Raw genomic sequence first — 24,798 nt, 5'->3', positions numbered from 1 at the left:
GGAAGCCGACTCAGTGCGACGCGGCGATCAGCGCCGCATGCTCCGGCGCGGGAGGCGGCATCGGCACGAAGCCGGGCGTGGTGCGCACACGGATCAGCCAGTCGCGCAGCGCCCGATACGCAGCCAGGTCGAAGCCGCCGTCCTCCGCCACGCCGGTATAGGCGAACAGCGCGATGTCGGCGATGCCGTAGTCGGCACCGGTGAACCAGGGATGCCGCGACAGGTGCCGCTCCATCACCGCCAGCGCCTGGTGGCCACGCTCGCGCAGCCGCGGCAGCTCGGCGCGACGCGGCGAATCCAGCGGCGTCCACCCGCAGATGAAGCGCGCCACCGCGATGTACGGCTCGTGGCTGTACTGCTCGAAGAACATCCACGACAGCGCCTGCGCGCGTGCCCAGGGATCGTCGGGCAGGAATGCGCTGCCTTCGGCGAGGTAGTGCAGAATCGCGTTCGACTCCACCAGCACCGAGCCGTCATCGCGCACCAGCAGTGGCACCTTGCCGTTCGGATTGAGCGCGAGATATTCGAGTGTGCGGGTCGCGCCGCGGCTGCTGTCGGTCTCGATCCAGCGATACGGCAGGGGCAACTGCTCCAGCAGCAGGCGCAGCTTGTGGCAGTTGCCCGACGGCGAATAGCCGTGGATTGTGTTCATGCGCGCCCTCCCCGGTTGCGGCGCCACTGCTGGCGCGATTGCCCCCACAGCTCGACCTCCACCCCGTCGACCGGCGGCGGCAGCAGGCACCCCTGGCGGAGCAAGCGCGAGCCCAGCCGCTGCGCCACCTTCTTCGACGCCAGGTTGGCCGGCGAGATGCAGTGGATGATCTCGTCCCACTCCAGCGTGTCGAAGGCCCAGTCGATCGCGGCGAGCGCGGATTCGTGCGCGTAGCCCTGCCCCCAGGCAGCGGGATGGAAAGCGTAGCCGATCTCGTTGCCCGGCCAGCCCTCCGGCCGCCATGGCCCGATCTGCCCGAGCCACTGCCCGCTCGACTTCTCCACCACCGAGAACATCGCGAAGCCCTGCAGCGCCCAGGCGCCCGGCATCTGCAGGAAGCGCCGCCAGGCCGCGCCGCGCGTCAGCTGGCCGCCGATGTGGCGGCTGGCCTCGGCATCGGCGAACAGCTCTGCATAACGCTCGAAATCCTCGATGCGCGGCAGCCGCAGCACGAGGCGTTCGGTTTCGATCCTCGGACCGGGATCGGCCATGGCGACATCCCCCTCCCCTGCAGGCCGCGCGCGCCGGTGCGAGCGGCCAAGATGGTCAGAACGCGTTGATGCCGGTCAGCTCCCGCCCGACCACCAGCTGGTGCACGGTCTCGGTGCCCTCGTAGGTGATCACCGACTCGAGGTTGAGCGCGTGGCGGATCGGCGAGTGCTCGGTGGTGATGCCGGCGCCGCCGAGCAGGTCGCGCGCCTCGCGCGCGATGTCGATGGCCATGCGGCAGTTGTTCCACTTGGCCAGCGAGACCTGGGTGGGCTGCATGTTGCCGGCGTCCTTCAGACGGCCGAGCTGCAGCGACAGCAGCTGCGCGCCGGTGATGCGGCGGGCCCAGTCGGCCATCTTGATCTGCGCGCTCTGAGTGGCCGCGACCGGGCGGCCGAACAGGATGCGCTCCTTGGAGTAGTTCAGCGCCTCGTCCAGACAGGCGATGGCCGCGCCGATCGGCCCCCAGGTGATGCCGTAGCGGGCCTGGGTGAGGCAGCCCAGCGGTCCCTTCAGACCCTTGACGTTGGGCAGGCGGTTGGCCTCGGGCACGCGCACGCCGTCGAAGAACAGCGCGCTGGTCACCGATGCACGCAGGCTCATCTTCTGCTTGATCTCCTGCGCGGTGAAACCGGCGAAGTCCTTTTCGATCAGAAATCCCTGGATGCCATCCTCGGTCTGCGCCCAGACGATCGCGACGTGGGCCAGATTGCCGTTTGTGATCCACATCTTGGAGCCGTTGAGCACCCAGTCGTCGCCGTCGCGTTTCGCATGGGTCTTCATGTTCCCAGGGTCGGAGCCGCCGTGCGCCTCGGTCAGCCCGAAGCAGCCGATGACCTCGCCCGCAGCCATCTGCGGCAGCCACCTGCGGCGCTGTTCCTCGCTGCCGTAGGCGAAGATCGGATACATGCACAGCGAGGACTGCACGCTGGCGAAGCTGCGCAGCCCGGAATCGCCACGCTCGAGTTCCTGGCAGATCAGCCCGTAGCTCACGGCGTTCAGACCCGCGCAGCCGTAGGCCTCCGGCAGCGTCGCCCCCAGCAGACCGAGGCCGGCCATCTCGGGGATCAGTTCGACCGGGAAACGTGCCTGGTCGAAGCAGTCGCCGATGATCGGCAGCACCCGTTCGTCGGTGAAGCGGGCGACCGTGTCCCGCACGGCGCGCTCCTCATCCGAGAGCAGCGCGCGCACGTCGAACAGATCGTAGGGATTCAGGGCCATGGCGGATCGTCTACAGAGGGTAGCGACCGATTGTATCGGCGCTCCCGATCGCGTGCCCGGCGTCCGCCGAGAGGCCGGACAAAGAGAAGGGCCGGCGTTCGCCGGCCCTTCTGGATGCATGTCGCCCGACTCGCAGAACCACGCGGCCTACTGGCGAACGGTCTCGGTCTCGGTCTCGCTGTCGAGCGTGGCCGTCATGACGCGGCCATTGATGACCGGCAGGCGATCCTCCGGACGTTCGTCCATCCGCACGGTGCGCTCGGTGCCGTCATAGACGTAGGTGACGTCGTAACCGACCGTGCGCTGTTCGTCGCCGAGCAGGATGCGGTTGCCCGGCTTGGCGTCGGTACGCATGGAACCGGTGGTGCCGTCGGGATTGCGATAGCTCACGTTGTAGGCGACCACACGCGAGGACTGCGAGGAATCCTGGACCGTGCGGCACTGGCGATCGACGCGCTCGACCACCCGGCCGCCGACGTGGTTGCGATCGACGCGATTGCCGATGAAGCCACCGGCGGTCGCACCGGCCGCCGTGGCGAGCTTGCGGCCGTTGCCGCCGCCGACCTGGTTGCCGACCAGACCACCGATCAGTGCACCGGCCACCGTGCCGCCGACATTGCCATCGCGCTCGGGGAGGCGTTCCTGCACCACCACGTCCTCGCAGACCTCGCGCGGCGCGCTGCTGGTCACCGTCTCGCGGATCGGCTCGCTGCCCAGGACCGTTGCGTAGAGCTGCCCGGTTTCGGTGATCGGGCGGACGTCCACCACATCGGCGAAGTCCAGCGTGTCGCGCGCCTGCGCCGCGGCATCGGTGCCACGCGCATCGTCATCTGCGGTCCCCGCGATAGGAGCCACCACCTCGCGGCTGTTGTGGTACGCGCCAACGGCGACGCCGCCAACGAGCAGTGACGCCAGTGCGATTGCGATCGTATTGCCTTTCATCGGCTCTCTCCTTAGACCACGCGGGCCTTTGTTCGTGGAGCCGATTGCACCACCCGAACGCTGAACAGGGCCCCGAACGCGTTACCCGGACCTGACGATCCGCTAAGAGGTGTCGTGCTAGCGTCGTGCAGCACTTCGCCCCAGCACGCGTTCGCCCGGAGGCTTCCATGCCGAATCCATTGTCTGTCCCGCTCGTCGCCTGGCTGTCGCGGCTGAGCTACCCCCGCCTCTTCATCGTGGCCGGCGTGCTGTTCTTCATCAATCTGCTCATCCCCGATCCGCTGCCGCTGATCGACGAGGTGCTCCTCGGGGTGGTGACGATGGTGCTGGCCAAACGCAAGCGTGCTCCGAAGCCCGACCGCAACGCGCCATCACCGCGACCGCCGATCGATGGCGAGGCGCGCAGGTCCTGAATGTCGGGATGCTGATCGACAGCCACTGCCACCTCGACGCGGGCGAGTTCGACCCGGACCGGCAGGACGTGATCGCGCGCGCGCGAACGGCAGGCGTAATGCATCAGGTGGTGCCGGCGACCCACGCGGCGGCGTGGCCAGAGCTGCGCGATGTCTGCGCGAGCGCTCCCGGCCTGCATGCGGCCTATGGCCTGCATCCGACGTTTCTCGAGCATCACCGGCCAGAACACCTGGAAGCACTCGGTACGTGGATCGAGCACGAGCGCCCGGTGGCTGTCGGCGAATGCGGACTTGACCATTTCGTCGAGGGTCTGGACCGGGACACGCAGCGGCGTTACTTCGAGGGGCAGCTGCAGCTGGCGCATGCACACGACCTGCCGGTGATCGTGCATGCGCGCCACGCCGTGGAGGAGACGATCGCGCTGCTGCGGCGCTTCGACGGGCTGCACGGCGTCGTTCACAGCTTTGGCGGCAGCCCCGAGCAGGCGCAACAGCTGTGGAAAATCGGATTCATGATCGGTCTCGGCGGCCCACTGACCTACGATCGCGCCCGGCGCCTGCACCGCGTCGCGGCGGTGATCCCGATCGAGCAGTTGCTGCTCGAAACCGATGCGCCAGACCAGCCCGACAGTGACCACCGGGGCCAGCGCAACGAGCCTGCGCGGCTCATACGAGTGCGTGATGTGGTGGCGCAACTGCGTGGCATGAGCCCTGACGAGGTCGCCGCGCAGACGACGCGGAACGCCAAGGCGCTGTTCTCGATCGCCTGACCGTCAGGCGACGGCGGCCGCCGCCGGTTTGAGCAGCAACTCGAGCGCGCGGCCCACGGCCGCGAACGCGAAGGCGCCCGTAATGTGGGTCGCCGCGCCGAGCCCACCGCCACAGTCCAGATTCAAGGCCGCGTCGGGTCCAAGCTGGGGCCTGATTCCGCACACGCTCCCGTCCGCCTGCGGATACCGCACGTTCTCCAGCGAATAGATCGCGCTGACTCCGAAGTAGCGTTTGGGCGTCTTCGGAAAATTGAATTCCGCGCGAAGCTTCTTGCGGATCAGCGCGAGCATCGCGTCGTGCTCGGTGCGCGACAGGTCACGCACCCGCACCAGGGTCGGGTCGGTGCGCCCGCCCGCGGCGCCGACGGTGATCACCGGCAGCTTGCGGCGGCGACACCAGGCGATCAGCTCGACCTTGCTGCGGAAACTGTCACAGGCATCGATCACCAGATCGAAGCCCCCGCCCAGCATCTCCGCGAGGTTGCCTGGCGTCACGAAAGCCGGGACCGCATGCAGCTCGATGTCCGGGTTGATCGCGCGCACGCGCTCGGCCATGACCTCGGCCTTGTTGCGGCCGTAATTGCCTTCCAGCGCCGGCAGTTGCCGATTGGTGTTGGAGACGCAGATGTCGTCCGCATCGATCAGCGTCAGTGCGCCCACGCCACTGCGTGCCAGCGCCTCGGCGACCCACGAGCCGACGCCGCCGAGCCCCACGACGGCGACGTGGCACTGCAGCAGGCGCGTGACGCTGCCCTGACCGTAGAGCCGTTCGATACCGGAAAAGCGCGCGCGCGCGTTGTCGTCCATGTGCGCATTCTAACGGGCGATGGACCGGGGGACCGCGCGTCAACGTCCGCAGCGCGGCTGCCCGGAAGCCTGGGACATGCCCTCAGCTCCGCCCCTGAATCGACCTTTCTCCTGCCGACCCGGCGATCTCATAGGCTCGTGACTCGACCGGTCGCTGGAGCAGATCGACGAATCGACTGAACGGCCGCTTGCCCTCGCCGGCACTGTAATCCTTTCCAGTAAAGGGGTTGCCCCTGCATTCACATGCGCCTGCCTAGCGTGGGCAGCGTCGGGCTGTTGCCCGCCCACCTCGCAAACGCCTGCAGCCACGGAGAAGAGCCCCATGAAAACTGGTCTGATTGCCACCACCGTACTCGCCGCATCCGTCGCGCTCGCCGGCTGCGCCACCTCCCCCGGATATTCATCCGGTTATGGCAACAGCGGGTATGGCAACAGCGGCTATGGGCGCCCTGCCAACTGCTACGACTGTGGCACCGTGACCCGGATCGAAACGGTACGCGGAAACAGCAATCCCAATATCGCCGGCCCGTTGATCGGCGGCGTCGTGGGCGCGGTCGCTGCCAAGGAACTCGCACGTCGCAACACCGACAGCGAGGGCCGCCGCAACGTTGCGATCGGCGCAGGTGCGATTGGCGGCGCGGTCGCCGGCAATGCGATCCAGAACCGCACGGAGGGCGGCAACGTCTACAACGTGCATGTACGGATGCAGGATGGCCGCACCGCCGTGCTCACCCAGAGCGACGTCAGCGGCCTGCGCGAAGGCTCCAACGTCCGGGTGCAGAACGGCCAGGCCTTCGCCTACTGATTCGGGCGAACGCCCATGAAAAAACCCGGCGCGAGCCGGGTTTTTTCATGCTGCGGATCCAGGAAAGATCAGAGCGGTGTGACAGCGTCCGCCTGCAGCCCCTTCTGGCCCTGCACCACCTCGAACGAGACCTTCTGGCCTTCCTGCAGGGACTTGAAGCCCGTGCCCTGGATAGCGCGGAAATGCACGAAGACGTCTTCACCGCTTTCGCGACTGATGAAGCCGAAACCCTTCGCATCGTTGAACCACTTGACGGTACCGTTTTCGCGACCTGCCATGTTGCTTTCTCTCCCTGGAACGGTTCGATTGCTGATCGATGGAACGCCTGTCGAGGCGGCTGGTTGCAAGGAGAACACGGGTGCGACGATGCAGCGGACCGGGCGGGACGAGCCAACACGAACCTACTTCACGCAGGGTCACGAGTCACGGTGACCTTGACAAACACAGCGACCGCAAAGTACCCCGCTGATTATGAAAATGCAATCCGGGTTTACCCCTAATTCCCCGCCCCATACAGGCCCGTTCTCGCCCCTGCCCAAGGGGTCCCGGACATGGATCTGAATGCCCTGTTTTATGTGCTGGCCGCCCTGCTCGCGGCACTGGGCCTTGCAGGGGTGGTATTGCCCGCACTGCCCGGACTGCCGCTCCTGTTCGCCGGCATGGTGCTCGCCGCCTGGGCCGACGGCTTCGAACGCGTGGGCATGTGGTCGCTGATCACCCTCGGCGTACTGACCGCGGTCTCCTTCATCGTGGATTTCTGGGCCACCGCGGTCGGGGCCAAGCGTGTGGGCGCGAGCCGACTCGCGTTGCTCGGGACCATCCTGGGCACCTTCGTCGGGGTGTTCTTCGGACTGCCGGGCCTGTTCGCCGGGCCCTTCGTTGGCGCGGTGATCGGCGAGCTCGTCAGCCGCCGCGACCTGCGGCCCGCTGGCCTGGGGCGGGCGACGCAGGTCGGAATCGGCACCTGGGTCGGCCTCGCCCTGGGCGTCGCGCTGAAACTCGCACTGGCGGTACTGATGCTGGGGGTATTCGCATTCGCCTGGTGGTGGTGAGTGCACTAAAGTGCGCCGCTCGCCCCAACGCGGTTTCCCGCCTATGTCCTGTGCCGTGCCCCGCGTCTACGCGGCGCTGCTGATTCCACTGCTGAAGCTGTTGCTGGGCGCATGGCTTTGCGTCGCGGGCAATGCGCATGCGACGCCTGCGGCAACCGGCGCGCCCGCCGCGATCCCCGTGGCCGCGGCGCCCGTGCTCCTCGTCGATGAGGTCGACGAGGCGGGCGTTCGCGGACGACTGGAAAAAGTGTTCGACGAAGCCGAGGGTCGCCTGCTGCGCCTGGCCGCCAGCCTGCCGCTGCTGGTGGCGGCCGGGATCATCGTGTTCCTGGCGGTCTGGCTGGGCGGCGTGCTTTCGCGTCACCTGCACTGGCTGCGGCTGGGCACGCGCAATCCCTACCTCGATGGCCTGATCCGCCGGGCGGTGCGGGCGGTGATCCTCATCGCCGGCATTCTCGTCGCACTGGACCTTCTCAACGCCACCGCCCTCGTCGGCGCGATGCTGGGATCGGCGGGCGTGCTCGGTCTCGCGCTCGGCTTCGCGTTCAAGGACATTGCCGAGAACTACATCGCGGGCATATTGCTGAGCCTGCGCCGGCCGTTCCAGCCTGGGGACATGGTCAGGATCGATACCTACGAGGGCAAGGTCGCCCTGCTGAGCGCACGGGCGATGACCCTGATCACGCTGGAAGGCAACGAATTGCGCCTGCCCAACGCCCTGGTGTTCAAGGCGGTCATCCTCAACTATTCCAGCAACCCCAAGCGACGCTTCGATTTCACCTTCAACCTCGATGCGAGCCAGTCGATCCGTCAGGCGCACCAGCTGGCGATGGCGGAAATTTCCAGCATCGACGGCGTGCTCGCCGAGCCCGCGCCTTCGTCCACCGTGGTCGAGTTCGGTGCGAACGGAATCGTCCTGCGGTTCTTCGCCTGGGTCGACCAGCAGCAGAGCGATGTCGGCAAGACGCGCGGCGAAGCGATCCGCCGTGTGAAGGGTGCTTTCTGGCGGAAGGGGATACAAGGACCCAGAACCACGACCCACGTCGTGCTGGCGAGGGAGGACACGCCCGCCGCGCCGGCATCCACCATCGACGAGCCAGCGACCAGCGCTGGTGTCGACGTGTCGGTCAACCGGGACATCGATCGCCAGCTCGCCGAAGTGCAGAGTACCGACGACCGCAACCTTCTCACGCTCAAGGGACTTCATTGATTATGCGATCCACCCCCCTGCTTCCTGCCGCCCTTCTCGCAGCGATGCCGTTCGCGCATGCACAGGAGCCCGCCGTCCCCAGCAGCGCGCCGAGCTCACCCGCCACGCTCGATGCCTGCGTGGCGATCGAGCAGGACGCGCAGCGCCTGGCCTGTTTCGATTCGATGACCGGTCGCCAGGCGCGCACGGCCGACCAGGCCGATACCGCCGCGGCCGTCGCACGCGAACTGCGCAGCAATCCGGCCGTCCGCGCCGATGCACTCGCCGAAGCCCCGGGTAACCACAACCTCTATGCACACGACGGCGTTGCCACGCTGACCGATGCGATCGCCAATGCCGGCCAGGGGTCGCTGCTCGACAGCCGCTGGGAACTCGCCAAGGACTCCAAGCTCGGCATCTTCAACCTGCGCGCCTACAAGCCCGTCTATCTGTTGCCGGTGTTCTGGTCGTCGAACGTCAACAACATGCCGTCCTCGCCCAACCCCGACAACACGGTCACCACGCCCCAGGTGCTCGACAGCGTGGAGACCAAGTTCCAGCTGAGCTTCAAGACCAAGGCGGTGGAGAACCTGTTCGGCAGCAACGGCGACATCTGGATGGGCTACACCCAGAGCTCGCGCTGGCAGACCTACAACGGCGATGAATCGCGCCCGTTCCGCGAGACCAACTACGAACCGGAAGTGCTGGCGGTGTTCCGGACCGGATACGGCCTGCCCGGCGGCTGGCGCGGCCGGATGGTCGGCGTGGGCATCAACCACCAGTCCAATGGTCGTGGGGATCCTCTCTCGCGCAGCTGGAACCGGGTGATGTTCAACGTGGGCTTCGACCGCGAGAACTGGGCGCTGATGGTCCGTCCGTGGGTGCGCATTTCCGACGGCAACGAAGACGACAATCCGGACATCTCGGATTACATGGGCCGCGGCGACATGACGCTGACCCATGTCCGCAACGGCCACGAATTCTCGCTGATGGGCCGCCACACGCTGCGCGGCGGCGACCGCTCCCGCGGCGCGGCGCAGTTCGACTGGGGCTTTCCGATCCACCGCAACTTCCGCGGGCACCTGCAGGTGTTCAGCGGCTACGGCGAGAGCCTGATCGACTACAACCACAAGGCGACCTACGTCGGCCTTGGCATCTCCCTGCTGGAGTGGTTCTGACGCCTGCGTTGCTGCAACCGCTGGATACGACAACGGCGCCCTCGGGCGCCGTTGTTCCGTGAACTGAGCCGCTTCAGGCCACCTCGACCACCGGGATGCCACCGATGCGTGCCTTCCACTCGCGCGGTCCGGTTTCGTGCACGGACGTGCCGGCCGAGTCGACCGCCACGGTCACCGGCATGTCCTGCACCTCGAACTCGTAGATCGCCTCCATGCCGAGATCCTCGAACGCGAGCACCCGCGCCGCCTTGATCGCCTTGGACACCAGGTACGCCGAGCCGCCGACGGCCATCAGGTAGACCGACCTGTGCTTGCGGATCGCGTCGATCGCAGTAGGACCGCGCTCGGCCTTGCCGACCATGCCCAGCAGGCCGGTCTGGGCCAGTACCTGCTCGGTGAACTTGTCCATGCGCGTGGCGGTGGTCGGACCGGCCGGACCGACGACCTCGTCGCGCACCGGATCGACCGGGCCGACGTAATAGATGAAGCGTCCCCGCAGGTCGACCGGCAGCGTCTCGCCGCGATCGAGCATCTCGACCATGCGCTTGTGCGCGGCGTCACGGCCGGTCAGCAGCTTTCCGCTGAGCAGCAGCACCTCGCCCGGCTTGAAGCTCGTGACCTCTTCGGCCGTGATCGTGTCCAGGTCGACGCGGCGCGCGCCGGTCGGGTTGTAGGTCAGCTCCGGCCAGTCGGCGAGCGACGGCGGTTCGAGCATCACCGGGCCGCTGCCATCGAGGGTGAAATGCGCATGCCGCGTGGCCGCACAGTTCGGGATCATCGCCACCGGCAGGTTGGCTGCATGGGTCGGGAAATCCTTGACCTTGATGTCGAGCACGGTGGTCAGGCCGCCGAGGCCCTGGGCGCCGATGCCCAGCGCGTTGACCTTGTCGAAGAGTTCGAGCCGCAGCTCCTCGGCGCGGTTCGAGGCGCCACGGGCTTTCAGATCGACGATGTCGATCGGCTCCATCAGCGATTCCTTGGCCAGCAGCATCGCCTTCTCCGCGGTGCCGCCGATGCCGATGCCGAGCATGCCCGGCGGGCACCAGCCGGCGCCCATCGTCGGCACGGTCCGGAGAACCCAGTCGACGATGGAGTCGGAGGGGTTGAGCATCGCGAACTTCGACTTCGCTTCCGACCCGCCGCCCTTGGCGGCGACGATCACGTCGACCTTGTTGCCCGGCACGATCTTGACGTTGACCACGCCCGGCGTGTTGTCCTTCGTATTGATGCGCTTGCCGGCCGGATCGGCCAGCACCGAGGCGCGCAGCTTGTTGTCGGGATGGCTGTACGCGCGGCGCACGCCCTCATGGACCATGTCATCGACGCCCATCGTCGCGTCGTCCCAGCGCACCGACATGCCGATCTCGAGGAACACGGTGACGATGCCGGTGTCTTGGCAGATCGGCCGATGGCCTTCGGCGCACATGCGCGAATTGATCAGGATCTGCGCGATCGCATCCTTGGCCGCCGGCGATTCCTCGCGCTCGTAGGCCGCGGTCAGATTCCGGATGTAGTCGACCGGATGGTAGTAACTGATGTACTGCAGGGCATCGGCGATCGACTGGATGAAGTCCTCCTGACGGATGGACACGGGCGTCGACGACACCGGGGAGGCAGGAAGGCTGGCGGTCACGGCTGGCTCGAAGGCGGGCGGAAAACCCGCCCATTCTAGGCCATCGACCCGGACCGGGCCCTCGGCCGGGCGTCGCGACGCGCACAATGGCCCCATGGACACCCTCGTGCTCGCACTCGATTTCGTCGGCACCTTCGTCTTCGCGCTCAGCGGCGCGATGCTCGGCGTGCGCCGGCGGCTGGACCTGTTCGGCGTGCTGGTGGTGGCATTCGCCGCGGCGACCGCGGGCGGCATGACCCGCGACGTGCTGATCGGGGCGACCCCGGTCGCCGTGCTCAGCGACTGGCGCTATCCGGCAATCACGCTCGCGGCCGGCCTGATCGCCTTCGCCTGGGCGCCGGCGATCGAGCGGCTGCAGCAACCGGTCCGCTTGTTCGATGCGATGGGACTTGCCCTGTTCGCGGTTGTCGGCACGCAGAAGGCGCTGGATTTCGGCATCCCGCCGCCGATGGCGGCCGGGCTCGGCATGCTGACCGGAATCGGCGGCGGCATCGCGCGCGACGTGCTGCTGGCGCAGGTGCCCCTGGTCCTGCGCGCCGAGCTCTATGCCGTCGCGGCGCTTGCCGGCGCGGCGCTCGTCGCCACAGGCCACTGGCTGCACTGGCCGCCCCTGCCCTGCGCCATTGGCGGTGCGCTGCTGTGCTTCGGCCTGCGGATGATGGCGCTGCGCTTCGGTTGGCACCTGCCGGTTGCGCTGCAGTCCCGTGACGGCGAGCCGCCCGAGTCGATGCGCTGACGCCCTTGTCGCGCGCTTGCTCCTGATCCGCCTACGCTATTCCCGATGTCCATACCTGCCCCCTCGCGCGCCGGCGCCAGCACCCGAAACCCCAGCCTGCGCGAGCGCTTCGCCGCGATGCGCAACCTGCGGCCGTTCCTCCGACTGATCTGGCAGACCAGTCCGGGCCTGACCCTGACCAGCCTCGGCCTGCGCCTGGTGCGCGCCTTCCTGCCGGTGGTGATGCTCTATATCGGCAAGCTGATCATCGACGAGGCGATCCGCCTGGGTGGCGCCGGCGTGGCTTTCGACGATCTGGCTGCCGCCTGGCGCGGCGGCGCGCTCGATCATCTGGCCCGGCTGCTGGCCCTGGAATTCGCGCTGGCGATCGGCTCGGACCTGCTCGGCCGGATGGTCAGCTATGCCGACAACCTGCTGTCGGAACTGTTCACCAACGCGACCAGCGTGCGCCTGATGGAGCACGCCGCGACGCTGGACCTTGAGGACTTCGAGGATCCGGATCTTCAGGACAAGCTCGACCGCGCGCGGCGCCAGACGATGGGCCGCATGAACCTCATGGGGCAGCTGTTCGGCCAGGTGCAGGACGCGATCACCGTGGTGAGCTTCGCGGTCGGGCTGGTGGTGTATGCGCCGTGGCTGATCGCGCTGCTGGCGATCGCGCTGATACCGGCCTTCGTCGGCGAGTCGCACTTCAATGCGCTGGGTTATTCGCTCAACTTCCAGTGGACGCCGGAACGCCGCCAGCTCGAATACGTGCGCCAGACCGGCGCGAGCCTGGAGACGGCGAAAGAGGTCAAGATCTTCGGCCTGCACCGGTTCCTCATCGACCGCTACCGCACGCTCGCGGACGGCTTCTTTCGCGCCAACCGCTCGCTGGCGCGCAGGCGCGCGATCTGGGGCACCCTGCTCGCCGCGCTGGGCACGCTGGGCTACTACGTCGCCTATGCCTACATCGCCTGGCGCACGGTGCGCGGCGATTTCACCATTGGCGACCTGACCTTCCTGGCCGGCAGCTTCCGCCGCCTGCGCCAGCTGCTCGAAAGCCTGCTGGTCGGCTTTTCGCAGGTGGCCGGCCAGGCGCTGTATCTCGACGATCTGTTCTCGTTCTTCGCGATCGAGCCGGAGATCCGCTCCCCCGAGAATCCGGTCGCCTTCCCGCAGCCGATCCGCGAGGGCTTCGTGTTCGAGAACGTGGGCTTCCGCTATCCGGGTGCGGAGCGCTGGGCGGTGCGGCATCTCGACTTCACCCTGCGCGCCGGCGAAGTGCTGGCGCTGGTCGGCGAGAACGGCGCCGGCAAGACCACCCTGGTCAAGCTGCTGGCGCGGCTCTACGACCCGGACGAGGGCCGCATCCTGCTCGACGGCCGGGACCTGCGCGACTACGACCTCGACGAGCTGCGCGCCAATACCGGCGTGATCTTCCAGGACTTCGTGCGCTACCACCTGACCGCCGGCGAGAACATCGGCGTGGGCCGGGTGGAGGCGATGGACGACCAGGCTCGGATCGAGGACGCCGCGCGCCGGTCCATGGCCGATGAGCTGATCGCCGGCCTGCCCGACGGGTATGACCAGCTCATCGGCCGGCGTTTCAAGACCGGCGTCGACCTGTCGGGCGGGCAGTGGCAGAAGATCGCCATTGCCCGCGCCTACATGCGCGAGGCGCAGGTGATGATCCTCGACGAACCCACCGCCGCGCTCGATGCGCGCAGCGAGTACGAGGTATTCCGCCGATTCAAGGAACTCTCCGAGCAGCGCACCGCGATCCTGATCTCGCACCGGTTCTCCAGCGTGCGCATGGCCGATCGCATCCTGGTGCTGGAACAGGGCCGGATCGAGGCCAGCGGCACCCATGCCGAGTTGATGGCGCAGGGTGGCCGATACGCGGAACTGTTCGAGCTGCAGGCGGCAGGCTACCGCTAGATGTCTCCTGCGCTGCCGGCGCCGCCTAGCGTGGCGTCCGCCCACCGGAGGGCGGCAAGATTCGCCGGCAGCAATGACGCGTCCGAGCGCGACCCGTGAGGGGGCGTTGACGCTGCGCTGCGTAGGCTGCCGGCAACGAAAGGAGTGTCCGATGTCCGATACCACCCGCGCACTCGCGCGCCATGCGCAGATTCTGCGTTTTCTGATGAAGTACCGTAGCGCGGGCGTGTTGTCCGGATTCGAGCTGGACCCGGTCGGCACCGAGACACCGGTCGATTCACCCGACGGCAAACCCGAAGCCTTTGTCGACGATCTCGAGGCGCTGGGCCCGACCTTCATCAAGATCGGCCAGGCCCTGTCGACGCGGCCCGACATGGTGCCGCCCGCCTATCTCGCCGCGCTCGAGCGCATGCAGGACAACGTCGCCCCGCTGCCGTTCCACGTGATCCACGACGCGGTCGAGGAGGCACTGGGCGTACGCATCAGCAAGATCTTCGACAGCTTCGATGAGACGCCCCTGGGCAGCGCTTCGCTGGCCCAGGTTCACCGCGCCACACTGCGCGACGGGCGGAAAGTCGCGGTCAAGGTGCAGCGACCGGGCATCGCCGAACAGATCCGCGACGACCTCGAGACCCTCGCCCGGCTGGCCGGCGGCGTCGACCGGATCACCGACATCGGACGGCGCGTGCACTTCGCCGACTGGGTGCATGAATTCCGCCGCACGCTCCTCGCCGAACTCGACTACCGCATCGAAGCGGAGAACCTCGACCGCTTCGACGCGCACTTCGTGGCCTATCCGGCCCTGTTCGTGCCACGTCCGCTCTGGGATCTCACCCGCGCGCGGGTGCTGACGATGGAACTCGTCGAGGGCACGAAGGTCACCGACATTTCCGGCCTGCAGCGCACCGAGCGCGACATGGCTCCGCTGGCGACCGCGCTGCTGCACGGCTACCTGGACCAGGTGTTCGTGCACGGCGAGATCCATGCCGATCCGCATCCGGGCAACCTGCTGCTGACCCGCGACGGGCGGCTGGCGCTGTTCGACCTGGGGATGGTGGCGCACGTACCGCCGCGCACCCGCGAGCGCCTGCTCAGGCTGCTGTTCGCCGCGGTCGACGGGCGCGGTGAACAGGTGGCCGCCGAAGGCATCGCGATGGGCACCCGGCTGGAGGATTTCGACGAGGCCCGCTACTACCGCGACGTCGGCCAGCTGGTCGCGCGCTACGCCGCGCAGTCGGGCGCGAATGGCCAGACCGAAGGCCGCTTGATGCTCGATCTGGTGCGCCTGGCCACCGCCTGCGGGCTGCGCACGGCGCCGGAGATGAGCCTGCTCGGCAAGACCCTGCTGCACCTGGAATCGGTGGTGCAGGCGCTCGATCCCGAGCTCGACATGAAACGCGTCGTCGAGGCCCACCTCAACGACATGATGCGTCAGCGCCTGCGCAAGTCGCTCTCGCCGACCAACCTCGCCACCGAACTCATGGACATGCAGGAGCTGGTCCGCGATGCACCGCGGAAGGTGTCCAACGTGCTGTCGCTGCTGTCGGAGAACCGCCTGCGCGTGCGCCTGACCGGGCTCGAGGAATCGCACCTGTTCGACAGCATGCACAAGATCGCCAACCGCATCGCGGCCGGCATCGTGACCGCCGCACTGATCGTCGCCTCGGCAATGATGATGGACAATCCCGACGGGCCCCGGCTGCTCGGCTATCCGACGATCGCGCTGCTGCTGTTCCTGACCGGCGCCGGGCTCGGCATCGCCATCGTGCTCAGCGCCCTGCTCGGCGACAAACGCCCCAGGCCCGACGAGGAACGCGGGCCGAACTGAGCGGCGGAGGCGTCCGCACCAGCGATGAGAACGGGTCTCATCGCTGGTATCATGGACGGCTTCCCGCGTCGTCTTGCCCCCGCCTATGTCCGCCGCCTATGGCACCGAAACGGTGCTGGACGTCCGTCATTGGACGGACGCCTACTTCAGCTTCACCACCACCCGTGACGATGGCTTCCGCTTCGAGAACGGCCAGTTCGTGATGATCGGGCTGGAGACCGAGGCAAGGCCCATCCTGCGCGCGTACTCGATCGCCAGCGCGAACTGGGAAGAGCAGCTCGAGTTCTTCAGCATCAAGGTCGACAACGGGCCGCTGACCTCGCGCCTGCAGCACATCAAGCCGGGCGACCGGGTGCTGGTGGGCCGCAAGCCCACCGGCACGCTGCTGATCCACGATCTGCATCCCGGGCGCAACCTCTATCTTCTGGGGACCGGCACGGGCTTCGCGCCGTGGCTGTCCATCATCAAGGATCCCGAGACCTACGAGCGTTTCGACAAGGTCATCGTCACCCACGGCGTGCGTACCGCCCAGGATCTGGCCTACCGCGACTACATCGTCCGCGAGCTGCCGCAGCACGAGTTCCTCGGCGAACAGATGAGCAGGCAGCTGCTGTATTACCCGGCAGTGAGCCGCGAAGCATTCACCTTCGAAGGTCGCGACCACCGCGGGCGCCTGACCGACCTGCTCGACAGTGGACGGATCGCGTCGGACCTCGGTCTGCCGCCGCTGGATCCCGAGCACGACCGGGCGATGATCTGCGGCAGTCCGCAGATGCTCGCCGACTTCCGCCGCCTGCTGGATGCGCGCGGCTTCGAGGCCGCCCCGCGCATCGGCACACCCGGCCAGTACGTGTTCGAACGCGCGTTCGTGGAGAAGTAAGCCGCCGCGGCAGTACACTTCGCGGGACATCCACTGGAGGGGCGCATGAAGATCCTGGTTACCGTCGACGGCAGCGACATCAGTTCGCGCGCCCTCAAGTTCGCACTCAAACTCGCCAAGCAGACGGCCACCGCGAGCATCGCCGTGCTGCACGTGGACGCGCCGGTGTTCCCGGGCGTGGAACGTCGCATCGGCAAGGAAGCGGTGGAGAGCTATCACGCCGACAATCACGAGCACGCCTTCAAGGCCGCGCGCAAGGCGGTCGGCCGCTCGCAGGTGACCATCGAGGAAATCCGCGCGGTCGGCGACATCGCCGAGACCATCCTGGCGGTGGCGGCCAAGCGCAAGGTGGACCTGCTGGTGATGGGCTCGCACGGCCGCGGCGCCGTGACCGGCGTGCTGCTGGGCTCGGTCTCGAGCAAGGTCATCGCCCAGACCGCCATTCCGGTGACGATCGTCCGCTGAGGACGTCGCCGCCCGGCGATCCTTCAGCCCAGCGCCGCCTCGATCGGGCGGCGTAGCGTCTCGGGCCTGACGGCAGGTGCGTAGCGTCCGACCACCTGGCCATCGCGGCCCACCAGGAACTTGGTGAAATTCCACTTGATCGTGCGCGTGCCCAGCACGCCGCGCTTCTGCGCCTGCAGCCAGGCCCACAGCGGATGCGCATTCGCGCCGTTGACATCGACCTTGGCGAACATCGGAAAGTCGACCGCATAGTTGAGTGCGCAGAAGTCGCGGATATCCTCCGGGCTGCCCGGCTCCTGGTGGCCGAACTGGTCGCAGGGAAACCCCAGCACCACGAGTCCGCGGTCACGATAGTCGTGCCACAGGGTCTGCAGGCCGGCATATTGCGGCGTGAAGCCGCATCTGGAGGCCACGTTGACGATCAGCAGCACGCGGTCGGCATAGTCGGACAGCGGCTGGGGGGTGCCGTCGAGGGAAACGGCCTGGAAATCGAACGCACTGGTCATCGGTATGTCCTGGTCGGGACCGGCAGTCTGCCGCCGCTGCAATCGCGAATGCATCAACCGCTGACGAAACGCTCGCATTCGTCGCGCAAGTCATTGATTGTTGGTCCATCCACGGGCCCGACTTCCGGCACGGGTCGGCGCTGCCGGGATGGACTAGCCTAGAGAGTCCTGTCACCGGAGAGTCTCCTTGCTGAAGCACCCGCTTGCCGCCGCCCTGTGCGCCGCCCTTGCCGTGTCCGCGCTGCCCGTGTTCGCACAGGCCACCGGCACCGCCAACGCCCAGTCCACAACGAGTGCCCAGCAGCCGATCGACAATCCGCTGTTCGTACAGAGCACGCTGGACCTGCGCTACCCGCATTTCGACCAGATCCAGGATGCGCATTTCGCACCGGCGTTCGACGCCGGCATGGCCGCGCATCTCCGCGAAGTCGAGGCCATCACCGGCAATCCCGAGGCGCCGACGTTCGAGAACACCATCATCGCGCTGGAGCAGGCGGGCGAACTGCTGTCGCGCGCCCGGGGGATCTTCGGCAGTCTCAACGGCACCGACACCAACGACACGCGCAAGAAGATCGACGCCGAGTACGCGCCCAAATTCGCCGCGCACCGCGACGCGGTCATGCTCAATCCCAAGCTGTTCGCCCGTGTCGACACGCTCCGCAAGAATGTCGATTCGCTGGGTCTTGACGCCGAAGGCAAGCGCCTGGTCGAGCGTTACCACACCATGTTCGTGCGCGCCGGCGCGAACCTGACGGAGGCCCAGAAGAACGAGATGCGCCGCATCAACGCCGAGTCGGCGAAGCTGGGCACCACCTTCAGCCAGAACGTGCTCGCCGAAGTCAACGATTCGGCCGTGGTCGTCGACACGCTCGAGGAACTCGATGGCCTGAGCGATGCGCAGATCGCCGCAGCCGCCGCTGAAGCGAAGGCCCGTGGCCACGAGGGCAAGTACGTCATCACCCTGCTCAACACGACCGGCCAGCCGGTGCTGCCCCAGGTCAACAACCGCGCACTGCGCGAGCGCATCCACACCGCGTCGGTCAACCGCGGCGGTCGTGGCAACCAGTACGACAACACCGGGATCATCGCCCAGACCCTCAAGCTGCGCGCCGAGCGCGCGAACCTGATGGGCTATCCCAACCAGGCTGCCTTCATCCTCGAGGATTCCACTGCAGGCACCGTCCAGGCAGTCAACGACATGCTCGGCCAGCTGGCACCGGCAGCGGTCGCCAACGCGAAGCTCGAAGCCGCCGAACTGCAGGCGATGATCGACCGCGAGCAGGCTGCCAAGGGCGAGCCGAGCTTCCAGCTCGAGCCCTGGGACTGGGCCTACTATTCGGAGAAGGTGCGCCAGGACAAGTACAGCTTCGACGATGCGCAGATCAAGCCGTACTTCGAGATGAAGAACGTGCTGGAGAATGGCGTGTTCTTCGCCGCGAACAAGTTCTACGGCCTGAGCTTCAAGGAACGCACCGACCTGCCGAAGTACCACCCCGACACCTGGACCTACGACGTCTTCAATGAAGACGGCAGCCAGCTGGCGATCTTCATCTTCGACCCCTACGCGCGTGCATCGAAGCGCGGCGGCGCCTGGATGAACTCGTACGTCTCGCAGTCGGAGCTCGATGGCACCCTGACGGTCACGGCCAACCACCAGAACATCCCCAAGCCGCAGGGTGGCCAGCCGACGCTGCTGACCTGGGACGAAGTGACCACGATGTTCCATGAGTTCGGCCACTCCCTGCACGGCATGTTCTCGGACGTGAAGTACCCCCTCTTCAGCGGCACGAGCGTGCCGCGCGACTTCGTCGAGTTCCCGTCGCAGGTCAACGAGATGTGGGCCGACTGGCCGGAAATCCTCGCCAACTACGCCAAGCACTATCAGACCGGCGCGCCGATGCCGGCCGAGCTGATCGAGCGCGTGCAGGCGGCGGCGAAGTTCAACCAGGGCTTCGCGACCACCGAGTACCTGGGCGCCGCAATGCTCGACCAGTACCTGCACCAGCTGCCGGCCGACCAGCTGCCGTCCGGCGACCAGGTCCTGGCGACCGAGGCCGCCGCGCTCAAGGCCGCTGGCCTGGATTACGCGCCGGTACCGCCGCGTTACCGCACGACGTACTTCAACCACATCAACGGCGGCTATGCGGCCGGCTATTACGCCTACATCTGGTCCGAAGTCCTGGATGCGAACACCGTGCAGTGGATCGAGCAGAACGGCGGCCTGACCCGTGCGAACGGTGACCGGCTGCGCAGCACCCTGCTCTCGCGCGGCGGCAGCAAGGACGCCAAGCAGCTGTTCGTCGACTTCACCGGTCACGAGCCGAAGATCGAACCCCTGCTGATCAAGCGCGGCCTCGCGCCCGATCCGAAGGTCGCGACGAACTGACTTCGACGCTCAGTGTTCGATCTGAACGCCCGGCCCCTGTGCCGGGCGTTTTTTTGTTCGCCCCCCTGGACCTGGCGTACCCGGCTTGCCGCCCTCATGGCGTCAGCGCCGGCCGCCGGATCGAGGACGCATGGCGATGGCGCCCCCTCGGGCAGCCGCCGTCTCCCGCACAACTTCCGTTCGTCGCCAGCGGCGGCACGCTAGCATGACCGCATGTCCGCAACCGCCCTCGACACCACCAACGCCTCCACCCGGCTCCGCGACTGGCTGTCCGGGTTTCAACGGATCTTCGTGTTGACGGGCGCCGGCATCAGCACCGGCTCGGGCATCCCCGACTACCGGGACGCCAGCGGCGCATGGAAACGCGCGGCGCCGGTGACGTGGCAGGCCTTCACCGGTGCCCCGGCGATCTACCGGCGTTACTGGGCGCGCAGTGTCGTCGGCTGGCCGAAATTTTCGGCGGCGCGTCCCAACCAGGCCCACCACGCCCTCGCTGCGCTCGAGCGCGACGGACACCTCAGCGCCCTGCTCACCCAGAACGTCGACGGCCTGCACCAGCGCGCAGGCAGCCAGCGGGTCATCGACCTGCATGGCCGTCTCGACCAGGTGACCTGCCTCGCCTGCGGGCAGCGACAGCCCCGCGCCGACCTGCAGCCGCGACTGCTGGCCGACAATCCCGGCTGGCAGCCGGGCGCTGCGGCCATGGCCCCGGATGGCGACGCCGACATCGACCGCGATGCCGAGACGGCCTTCGTGCCACCGCATTGCCTGGCCTGCGGCGGCCTGCTGAAACCCGACGTGGTGTTCTTCGGCGAGAACGTGCCGCGCTCGCGCGTATCCGAGGCCCAGGCATCGCTCGCTGCGAGCGACGCGATGCTCGTGGTCGGCTCGTCGCTGATGGTCTATTCGGGTTTCCGCTTCGCCACGATGGCCGCCAAGGCCGGCCTGCCGCTGGCGATACTCACCCGCGGAACGACCCGGGCCGATGCACTCGCCACCCTGAAAATCGACGCTGAAATCGGCGCGACCCTGGGGGCGCTCACGCGCTGATCTCAGCTCTGGGCGAACAGCCCGCGATAGGCGGGCGCCACGTGCGGCAGCAGGACTGCAGCGGGGACTTCGACGGTCTGCACCCCATCGGAGTACGGGCCCACCTGGTAGGGCGGAAACACGAAGCGCAGGCCCGAGAGCTTGCCACCGGGGCCCGGCACCGGCTCGAACTGCTGGTAGTTCGCGACATCCGGGGCGGAGCCCTCATCGATCATCTTGCCGGCCGAGCGCATCAGCCGGCTGCGCTCATCGGGCGGCAGTTCGTCGGCATCGATGCGCTGGGAAAGCGCAGCATGCAGCTGCTCGCGCACGTAGGCGGAGATGACGCGCCAGTCTTCCTCGCCTGGCACGAGCTCTTCGGCCGTAAGCAGTTTCTGCTCGGGCACCAGCCAGACAAACCGTTCGATCAGGGGGTTGTCGTGCGCGCCGCCGGTGTAGCTGCTGCCATCGGCAGCGATGGCGAGCATGTCGGGGGTGTCGAGCAGCGTGGTGAAACTGAGCGACAGGTCGTACATCGTGCCCGGCTGCAGCGTCGCGCCGCCGACAGCCTCCATCAGCTCCTCGCGCGCCGCCTGCGCGTACGCATGCAGCACCGCGGCGAGACCCGGGTACTTGTTCGCCTCGGGCGGATAGCTGATTCCGATGATGAAACTGGAGTCCATCTCGACAACGTCCTGCAACTCGCCCGGCGTCTCGACGAGCGGCTGCACCCCATCGGCCGAGGGCTGGTCGCCCCCCGAAGCCGGCTGTGCAGGCGCGGCGGTGTCGCGCTGACAGGCGGACAGTGCGAGGGCAAGCATTGTGAGGCAGAACAGTGAGCGGCCCGGTGCGCGCATTGGAGATCCAGAGGACGATACAGAACGAAAAACTAACTTGGCTGTCGTGGGATTCCCGTGATGGGAAGGCCGGTTCGGGCACATGAAAAAAGCCCCGGACGTTTCCGTCCGGGGCTCGGTGACGCGGAAGGCGGGACGCTTAGACGGCCTGCACTTCGTCAGCCTGCAGGCCCTTCTGGCCCTGGACGACCTTGAAGCTCACCTTCTGGCCTTCCTGCAGCGACTTGAAGCCGGTGCCCTGGATCGAACGGAAATGGACGAACAGGTCCTGTCCGCTTTCCGGGGTGATGAAGCCGAAGCCCTTGGCATCGTTGAACCACTTGACGGTACCCGTCTGACGATCCGACATGTTGTTACTCCTTGAAGCAGCGTTTATTGGGAACACGGCACCCATGGACACTTGGGTCTGGATGCCGCGACTGTCGAGCAAGGGGTAACGCGAAGCGATGGAAGCGGATCGCCCCGTCCGGCGGACCGGATCACGGACATTGGATCAACCGCATCGGAGCCACGATTTAACGTGATCCCGCCTTGAACAGTTCGCGAAAGATACCGCAATTGCCGGGGCATGGGTGAATGCGCCAATGGACGTTTCTAGGGGCTCCGCCCGCCGCTTTCGCCAGCCCCAAGAGCGGCGATACGGTGCGTGGCGTACGCGCATTCCGACGCGATCCGCAACCCCAGCGAGGATGCATATGCCAGCGCCGCGTCGACCAGCCCGGCCCCAAGCCCGCGGCCGCCGATCTGGGGTGGAACGATGGTATGCAAGATGGTCAGCACGCCGGCATCCTCGCGATACTCCAGATGCGCGACATGGCCGTCGACCACGGTTTCGAACAAGCGCCTGTCGGGGTCATGGTGGATGGCTGATGACGACATCGGGTGAATCTCCCACGCAGATATCAGAATTTCCTGACCCAAATTAGCATGATGCGCCCACGTCCCGGCCTGCCTTCCGGGGGCTGCACCTGACGCAGTGCGTCAGAACCCGCGCCACCGGTCCGGAGGCCGGCCCCGCGGGGCGCCGGCCTGGTCTCCAGGGTTGGCACGGCCTGTGCATGTCTCCCGGGACTTCCGGGAAGATCAAAGAATCATGGACATGCGTCGCACCGATCTGCGCGAAGCCATCGAGCGCCTGTACGAACTGTCCCTGCTCGGGCAGACCGCTTCGAGCGAGTTCGAGCAGCTGGACAATTTCATTCTCCAGCGTCTGCGCGAAGCCTACCCGGACGGGGAAGACCTCGCCCTACGCGCAGTCGCCTAGGCGCTGCGCGCCGGAAAGACGCCTCAGCCGTTGTCGTTACTGTTGCGGTTGTCGCGTTTACCCTGGCTTTTGCGGCCGCGCGTGCTGATGCTGCCCTGGATCGGCGCCTGACGGATTTCTGCTGCGTGCAGATCGAGCGCCTTCGCCCGGGCCCGCGGCGACTGGAATCCCGGCGCCGCCTCCACTGCGCCATCGGCACCCAGCGTCTCCCACGGCTTTGCCGAATGAGCCTCGGCCTGTCGCGCCTCGAGCAGCTTCCGGGTGTTGCGGAGCGCCTTCTCGGGGGTAACCGCGCTCGCGGCCCGGGCCCTGCCGGCCCGTGCAGGAGCGCTCGACTTCCCGTCCGTGGGTGCGTCCGTCTTCTTCGCCACAGGCGCCGCCGAAGATGCGCGCTTCGATGCCGCCTCCCTTGCTGCCGACGCATCCACACGTCCGGCCGCGCCTGCGCCGGTCGTGCCGGCCGGCGACTTGCGCGCCGAGGACTTCGCCGGCGTCTTGGGTGCCGCGCCCCGTCCAGTGGACGCCGCCCCGCTGGCTGCCGCCGTTTTCGCGCCCTTCTTCGCGGCGGCGCTCTTCTTCGCTGCCGGCGCCGCGGCGGCCGTCTTCGCGGTGGCAACCTTCTTCGCGACCTTTTTCGCGACCTTCTTCGCGGGGGCCGTCTTCGTCGCGACCTTCTTCGCAGTGACAGCCTTCTTTGCGGCCGGATTCGCGGACTTCGCAGCCTGCGACTGCCTCGCCTCGAAGCGCGAGAGGATGTCGCTCAGCACCTCCACCTTGTCGCCGGTGCGGGCGTTGGCCAGGCCGCTGCGACCCGACTTGCTGCCGGTCGCCTGACGCGAGGCGAGCCGCTGACGCTTCTCGAGATCGCGGGCCCGGTCGCGGGCGGTACGGGCACGTGTCACCAGCTGGTTCAATCGCGCTTCGCTGTGTCCACGTATCGCATTGCTGCGACTGTCATCGAACAAGCCCATCTCGGCCTTGTTGAGCAGGGTGGTGGCTTTGGCTCGCGTAATCGCCATGGGGCACTCCGTGTGGGATGTGCAACCAGAACTATCACGCACCTCATGCAGAACCGGTGAGATGCGAACGACGCACGCTCAGAACGACGGGGACATCAGCCTTGCGAGGAACGCGCCGACGATGCGCGGCTCCATCATCACGGTAAACAGCATGCCGTAGCCGGCGCCCCACAGGTGCGCACTGTGGTTGACGTTGTCACCGCCGCGCTTGTCCATCCAGATGCTGTAGCCGATGTATGCCACGCCGAACACGATCGCCGGCATCGGGATGAAGAACACAAGCAGCAGCTGCCATGGATTGATCAGGATCGACGCGAACAGCACCGCCGACACTGCGCCCGAAGCGCCCAGGCTCCTGTAGCCGGGGTCGTGCCGGTGGCGCAGGTACGTCGGCAGGATGGCGACGAGAATCGCCGAGAGATAGAACAGTGCGAAACCAACGGGGCCGATATACGGCGCGAACGCGCGTTCGATCCCGGCACCGAAGAAGAACAGCGTGATCATGTTGAAGATCAGGTGCTGCCAGTCGGCATGGATGAAGCCATGCGTGATCAGACGGTCGTACTGCTTGTAGCGGTCGACTGCCGGAGGCCAGAGGATCAACCGGCCCAGCAGCGCGGGTTTCTCGAAGGCCTGCCAGGACACGATGACGGTCACGGCGATCAGCAGGAGGGTGACGGGTCCAAAATTCATTGCG

General features: G+C 67.1%; 27 protein-coding genes. 14 read left to right on the top strand and 13 right to left on the bottom strand.

Annotated features, from left to right (window positions below):
- Positions 1 to 10: 10 nt before the first annotated feature.
- The 4 genes from CNR27_RS08480 to CNR27_RS08465 form a co-directional block, all read right to left on the bottom strand.
- Entirely contained in the window at positions 11 to 652 is a 642-nt protein-coding gene (locus CNR27_RS08480) for a glutathione S-transferase family protein (RefSeq protein WP_096297927.1), read from the bottom strand.
- Positions 649 to 1,203: a GNAT family N-acetyltransferase gene (locus CNR27_RS08475; RefSeq protein WP_096297925.1), complete on the bottom strand. Its 555-nt coding sequence runs from the start codon at positions 1,201 to 1,203 to the stop codon at positions 649 to 651. The genes CNR27_RS08480 and CNR27_RS08475 overlap by 4 nt, the downstream gene beginning before the upstream one ends.
- 55 nt (positions 1,204 to 1,258) lie before the next feature.
- Positions 1,259 to 2,422, bottom strand: coding sequence for an acyl-CoA dehydrogenase family protein (locus CNR27_RS08470; protein WP_096297923.1), 1,164 nt, complete (start codon positions 2,420 to 2,422; stop codon positions 1,259 to 1,261).
- 147 nt (positions 2,423 to 2,569) lie between these two features.
- Positions 2,570 to 3,364 carry a glycine zipper 2TM domain-containing protein gene (locus CNR27_RS08465; RefSeq protein ID WP_096297921.1) on the bottom strand — a complete coding sequence of 265 codons (795 nt, stop codon included), beginning with the start codon at positions 3,362 to 3,364 and terminating at the stop codon, positions 2,570 to 2,572.
- A gap of 167 nt (positions 3,365 to 3,531) precedes the next feature.
- Between CNR27_RS08465 and CNR27_RS08460 the strand changes: the two genes are divergently transcribed.
- Together CNR27_RS08460 and CNR27_RS08455 are read left to right on the top strand one after the other, a co-directional pair.
- A complete protein-coding gene (locus tag CNR27_RS08460; protein WP_123832359.1) occupies positions 3,532 to 3,777 on the top strand; it encodes a DUF6116 family protein in 246 nt (81 codons plus the stop codon).
- A gap of 8 nt (positions 3,778 to 3,785) precedes the next feature.
- Positions 3,786 to 4,547 (top strand): TatD family hydrolase, encoded by a 762-nt coding sequence (locus CNR27_RS08455; protein WP_096297917.1) that lies wholly within the window; start codon positions 3,786 to 3,788, stop codon positions 4,545 to 4,547.
- Between the two features lie 3 nt (positions 4,548 to 4,550).
- Here the strand turns inward: CNR27_RS08455 and CNR27_RS08450 are convergent, their stop codons facing one another.
- Complete coding sequence (locus CNR27_RS08450; RefSeq protein WP_096297915.1) at positions 4,551 to 5,354, bottom strand: tRNA threonylcarbamoyladenosine dehydratase; 804 nt, start codon at positions 5,352 to 5,354, stop codon at positions 4,551 to 4,553.
- Positions 5,355 to 5,676: 322 nt separating this feature from the next.
- Here CNR27_RS08450 and CNR27_RS08445 point away from each other — a divergent pair, with 322 nt between their 5' ends.
- Positions 5,677 to 6,159: a peptidoglycan-associated outer membrane lipoprotein precursor gene (locus tag CNR27_RS08445; RefSeq protein ID WP_096297913.1), complete on the top strand. Its 483-nt coding sequence runs from the start codon at positions 5,677 to 5,679 to the stop codon at positions 6,157 to 6,159.
- 68 nt (positions 6,160 to 6,227) lie between these two features.
- On the opposite strand, the gene CNR27_RS08440 is transcribed toward CNR27_RS08445, so the two are convergent.
- Positions 6,228 to 6,437, bottom strand: a complete 210-nt coding sequence (locus CNR27_RS08440) for a cold-shock protein (protein ID WP_096297911.1) — start codon at positions 6,435 to 6,437, stop codon at positions 6,228 to 6,230.
- A 273-nt stretch (positions 6,438 to 6,710) separates the two neighbouring features.
- Between CNR27_RS08440 and CNR27_RS08435 the strand changes: the two genes are divergently transcribed.
- The 3 genes from CNR27_RS08435 to CNR27_RS08425 are packed head-to-tail and all read left to right on the top strand — an operon-like array spanning position 6,711 to position 9,578.
- Positions 6,711 to 7,211, top strand: coding sequence for a DUF456 domain-containing protein (locus CNR27_RS08435; RefSeq protein ID WP_096297909.1), 501 nt, complete (start codon positions 6,711 to 6,713; stop codon positions 7,209 to 7,211).
- Between the two features lie 55 nt (positions 7,212 to 7,266).
- Positions 7,267 to 8,421 (top strand): mechanosensitive ion channel family protein, encoded by a 1,155-nt coding sequence (locus CNR27_RS08430; RefSeq protein ID WP_157745332.1) that lies wholly within the window; start codon positions 7,267 to 7,269, stop codon positions 8,419 to 8,421.
- A gap of 2 nt (positions 8,422 to 8,423) precedes the next feature.
- Positions 8,424 to 9,578: a phospholipase A gene (locus CNR27_RS08425; protein ID WP_096297905.1), complete on the top strand. Its 1,155-nt coding sequence runs from the start codon at positions 8,424 to 8,426 to the stop codon at positions 9,576 to 9,578.
- A 73-nt stretch (positions 9,579 to 9,651) separates the two neighbouring features.
- Here CNR27_RS08425 and CNR27_RS08420 read toward each other — a convergent pair whose 3' ends face one another.
- On the bottom strand, positions 9,652 to 11,169 hold the full coding sequence (locus CNR27_RS08420) for a fumarate hydratase (RefSeq protein WP_245815804.1): 1,518 nt from the start codon (positions 11,167 to 11,169) through the stop codon (positions 9,652 to 9,654).
- A 136-nt stretch (positions 11,170 to 11,305) separates the two neighbouring features.
- Here CNR27_RS08420 and CNR27_RS08415 point away from each other — a divergent pair, with 136 nt between their 5' ends.
- The 5 genes from CNR27_RS08415 (at position 11,306) to CNR27_RS08395 (ending at position 17,040) form a co-directional block, all read left to right on the top strand.
- A complete protein-coding gene (locus CNR27_RS08415; protein WP_096297901.1) occupies positions 11,306 to 11,947 on the top strand; it encodes a trimeric intracellular cation channel family protein in 642 nt (213 codons plus the stop codon).
- 45 nt (positions 11,948 to 11,992) lie between these two features.
- Complete coding sequence (locus CNR27_RS08410; protein ID WP_096297899.1) at positions 11,993 to 13,867, top strand: ABC transporter ATP-binding protein; 1,875 nt, start codon at positions 11,993 to 11,995, stop codon at positions 13,865 to 13,867.
- A gap of 151 nt (positions 13,868 to 14,018) precedes the next feature.
- A complete protein-coding gene (locus CNR27_RS08405) occupies positions 14,019 to 15,695 on the top strand; it encodes an ABC1 kinase family protein (protein ID WP_096297897.1) in 1,677 nt (558 codons plus the stop codon).
- 85 nt (positions 15,696 to 15,780) lie between these two features.
- The gene (locus tag CNR27_RS08400) at positions 15,781 to 16,575 is read left to right on the top strand and encodes a ferredoxin--NADP reductase (protein ID WP_096297895.1); all 795 of its coding nucleotides are present in this window, start codon (positions 15,781 to 15,783) and stop codon (positions 16,573 to 16,575) included.
- A 45-nt stretch (positions 16,576 to 16,620) separates the two neighbouring features.
- Complete coding sequence (locus CNR27_RS08395; RefSeq protein ID WP_096297893.1) at positions 16,621 to 17,040, top strand: universal stress protein; 420 nt, start codon at positions 16,621 to 16,623, stop codon at positions 17,038 to 17,040.
- 23 nt (positions 17,041 to 17,063) lie between these two features.
- On the opposite strand, the gene CNR27_RS08390 is transcribed toward CNR27_RS08395, so the two are convergent.
- Positions 17,064 to 17,546, bottom strand: coding sequence for a glutathione peroxidase (locus CNR27_RS08390; protein ID WP_096300447.1), 483 nt, complete (start codon positions 17,544 to 17,546; stop codon positions 17,064 to 17,066).
- 190 nt (positions 17,547 to 17,736) lie between these two features.
- Between CNR27_RS08390 and CNR27_RS08385 the strand changes: the two genes are divergently transcribed.
- Both CNR27_RS08385 and CNR27_RS08380 read left to right on the top strand, forming a co-directional pair.
- Complete coding sequence (locus CNR27_RS08385) at positions 17,737 to 19,932, top strand: M3 family metallopeptidase (RefSeq protein WP_096300445.1); 2,196 nt, start codon at positions 17,737 to 17,739, stop codon at positions 19,930 to 19,932.
- Between the two features lie 213 nt (positions 19,933 to 20,145).
- Positions 20,146 to 20,982 (top strand): NAD-dependent protein deacetylase, encoded by an 837-nt coding sequence (locus CNR27_RS08380; protein ID WP_096297891.1) that lies wholly within the window; start codon positions 20,146 to 20,148, stop codon positions 20,980 to 20,982.
- A gap of 2 nt (positions 20,983 to 20,984) precedes the next feature.
- Here the strand turns inward: CNR27_RS08380 and CNR27_RS08375 are convergent, their stop codons facing one another.
- From CNR27_RS08375 to CNR27_RS08365, 3 genes are all read right to left on the bottom strand, one after another.
- Positions 20,985 to 21,782, bottom strand: a complete 798-nt coding sequence (locus CNR27_RS08375; RefSeq protein ID WP_179948161.1) for a DUF3298 and DUF4163 domain-containing protein — start codon at positions 21,780 to 21,782, stop codon at positions 20,985 to 20,987.
- Between the two features lie 175 nt (positions 21,783 to 21,957).
- A complete protein-coding gene (locus CNR27_RS08370) occupies positions 21,958 to 22,167 on the bottom strand; it encodes a cold-shock protein (RefSeq protein ID WP_096297887.1) in 210 nt (69 codons plus the stop codon).
- A 245-nt stretch (positions 22,168 to 22,412) separates the two neighbouring features.
- On the bottom strand, positions 22,413 to 22,697 hold the full coding sequence (locus CNR27_RS08365) for a GNAT family N-acetyltransferase (protein WP_096297886.1): 285 nt from the start codon (positions 22,695 to 22,697) through the stop codon (positions 22,413 to 22,415).
- 220 nt (positions 22,698 to 22,917) lie between these two features.
- On the opposite strand from CNR27_RS08365, the gene CNR27_RS15260 reads away from it, so the two are divergent.
- The gene (locus CNR27_RS15260; RefSeq protein WP_157745329.1) at positions 22,918 to 23,082 is read left to right on the top strand and encodes a hypothetical protein; all 165 of its coding nucleotides are present in this window, start codon (positions 22,918 to 22,920) and stop codon (positions 23,080 to 23,082) included.
- Positions 23,083 to 23,105: 23 nt separating this feature from the next.
- Here CNR27_RS15260 and CNR27_RS15255 read toward each other — a convergent pair whose 3' ends face one another.
- Positions 23,106 to 24,101 carry a hypothetical protein gene (locus CNR27_RS15255; protein ID WP_157745327.1) on the bottom strand — a complete coding sequence of 332 codons (996 nt, stop codon included), beginning with the start codon at positions 24,099 to 24,101 and terminating at the stop codon, positions 23,106 to 23,108.
- 78 nt (positions 24,102 to 24,179) lie between these two features.
- Positions 24,180 to 24,794 carry a rhomboid family intramembrane serine protease gene (locus CNR27_RS08355; protein ID WP_096297884.1) on the bottom strand — a complete coding sequence of 205 codons (615 nt, stop codon included), beginning with the start codon at positions 24,792 to 24,794 and terminating at the stop codon, positions 24,180 to 24,182.
- Positions 24,795 to 24,798 lie beyond the last annotated feature (4 nt).

The sequence above is a fragment of the Luteimonas chenhongjianii genome (genome assembly GCF_002327105.1).
Taxonomy (GTDB): Bacteria; Pseudomonadota; Gammaproteobacteria; order Xanthomonadales; family Xanthomonadaceae; genus Luteimonas; species Luteimonas chenhongjianii.
The sequence above is the reverse complement of the archived record's forward strand: the minus strand, read 5'-3'. Positions and strand labels throughout refer to the sequence as shown.

Excerpts from the sequence above, each read along its gene's own strand:
- CNR27_RS08480 (WP_096297927.1), bottom strand. The coding sequence starts at position 652 with ATGAACACAATCCACGGCTATTCGCCGTCGGGCAACTGCCACAAGCTG.
- CNR27_RS08475 (WP_096297925.1), bottom strand. The coding sequence starts at position 1,203 with ATGGCCGATCCCGGTCCGAGGATCGAAACCGAACGCCTCGTGCTGCGG.
- CNR27_RS08470 (WP_096297923.1), bottom strand. The coding sequence starts at position 2,422 with ATGGCCCTGAATCCCTACGATCTGTTCGACGTGCGCGCGCTGCTCTCG.
- CNR27_RS08465 (WP_096297921.1), bottom strand. The coding sequence starts at position 3,364 with ATGAAAGGCAATACGATCGCAATCGCACTGGCGTCACTGCTCGTTGGC.
- CNR27_RS08460 (WP_123832359.1), top strand. The coding sequence starts at position 3,532 with ATGCCGAATCCATTGTCTGTCCCGCTCGTCGCCTGGCTGTCGCGGCTG.
- CNR27_RS08455 (WP_096297917.1), top strand. The coding sequence starts at position 3,786 with ATGCTGATCGACAGCCACTGCCACCTCGACGCGGGCGAGTTCGACCCG.
- CNR27_RS08450 (WP_096297915.1), bottom strand. The coding sequence starts at position 5,354 with ATGGACGACAACGCGCGCGCGCGCTTTTCCGGTATCGAACGGCTCTAC.
- CNR27_RS08445 (WP_096297913.1), top strand. The coding sequence starts at position 5,677 with ATGAAAACTGGTCTGATTGCCACCACCGTACTCGCCGCATCCGTCGCG.
- CNR27_RS08440 (WP_096297911.1), bottom strand. The coding sequence starts at position 6,437 with ATGGCAGGTCGCGAAAACGGTACCGTCAAGTGGTTCAACGATGCGAAG.
- CNR27_RS08435 (WP_096297909.1), top strand. The coding sequence starts at position 6,711 with ATGGATCTGAATGCCCTGTTTTATGTGCTGGCCGCCCTGCTCGCGGCA.
- CNR27_RS08425 (WP_096297905.1), top strand. The coding sequence starts at position 8,424 with ATGCGATCCACCCCCCTGCTTCCTGCCGCCCTTCTCGCAGCGATGCCG.
- CNR27_RS08415 (WP_096297901.1), top strand. The coding sequence starts at position 11,306 with ATGGACACCCTCGTGCTCGCACTCGATTTCGTCGGCACCTTCGTCTTC.
- CNR27_RS08410 (WP_096297899.1), top strand. The coding sequence starts at position 11,993 with ATGTCCATACCTGCCCCCTCGCGCGCCGGCGCCAGCACCCGAAACCCC.
- CNR27_RS08405 (WP_096297897.1), top strand. The coding sequence starts at position 14,019 with ATGTCCGATACCACCCGCGCACTCGCGCGCCATGCGCAGATTCTGCGT.
- CNR27_RS08400 (WP_096297895.1), top strand. The coding sequence starts at position 15,781 with ATGTCCGCCGCCTATGGCACCGAAACGGTGCTGGACGTCCGTCATTGG.
- CNR27_RS08395 (WP_096297893.1), top strand. The coding sequence starts at position 16,621 with ATGAAGATCCTGGTTACCGTCGACGGCAGCGACATCAGTTCGCGCGCC.
- CNR27_RS08390 (WP_096300447.1), bottom strand. The coding sequence starts at position 17,546 with ATGACCAGTGCGTTCGATTTCCAGGCCGTTTCCCTCGACGGCACCCCC.
- CNR27_RS08380 (WP_096297891.1), top strand. The coding sequence starts at position 20,146 with ATGTCCGCAACCGCCCTCGACACCACCAACGCCTCCACCCGGCTCCGC.
- CNR27_RS08375 (WP_179948161.1), bottom strand. The coding sequence starts at position 21,782 with ATGCTTGCCCTCGCACTGTCCGCCTGTCAGCGCGACACCGCCGCGCCT.
- CNR27_RS08370 (WP_096297887.1), bottom strand. The coding sequence starts at position 22,167 with ATGTCGGATCGTCAGACGGGTACCGTCAAGTGGTTCAACGATGCCAAG.
- CNR27_RS08365 (WP_096297886.1), bottom strand. The coding sequence starts at position 22,697 with ATGTCGTCATCAGCCATCCACCATGACCCCGACAGGCGCTTGTTCGAA.
- CNR27_RS15260 (WP_157745329.1), top strand. The coding sequence starts at position 22,918 with ATGCGTCGCACCGATCTGCGCGAAGCCATCGAGCGCCTGTACGAACTG.
- CNR27_RS15255 (WP_157745327.1), bottom strand. The coding sequence starts at position 24,101 with ATGGCGATTACGCGAGCCAAAGCCACCACCCTGCTCAACAAGGCCGAG.
- CNR27_RS08355 (WP_096297884.1), bottom strand. The coding sequence starts at position 24,794 with ATGAATTTTGGACCCGTCACCCTCCTGCTGATCGCCGTGACCGTCATC.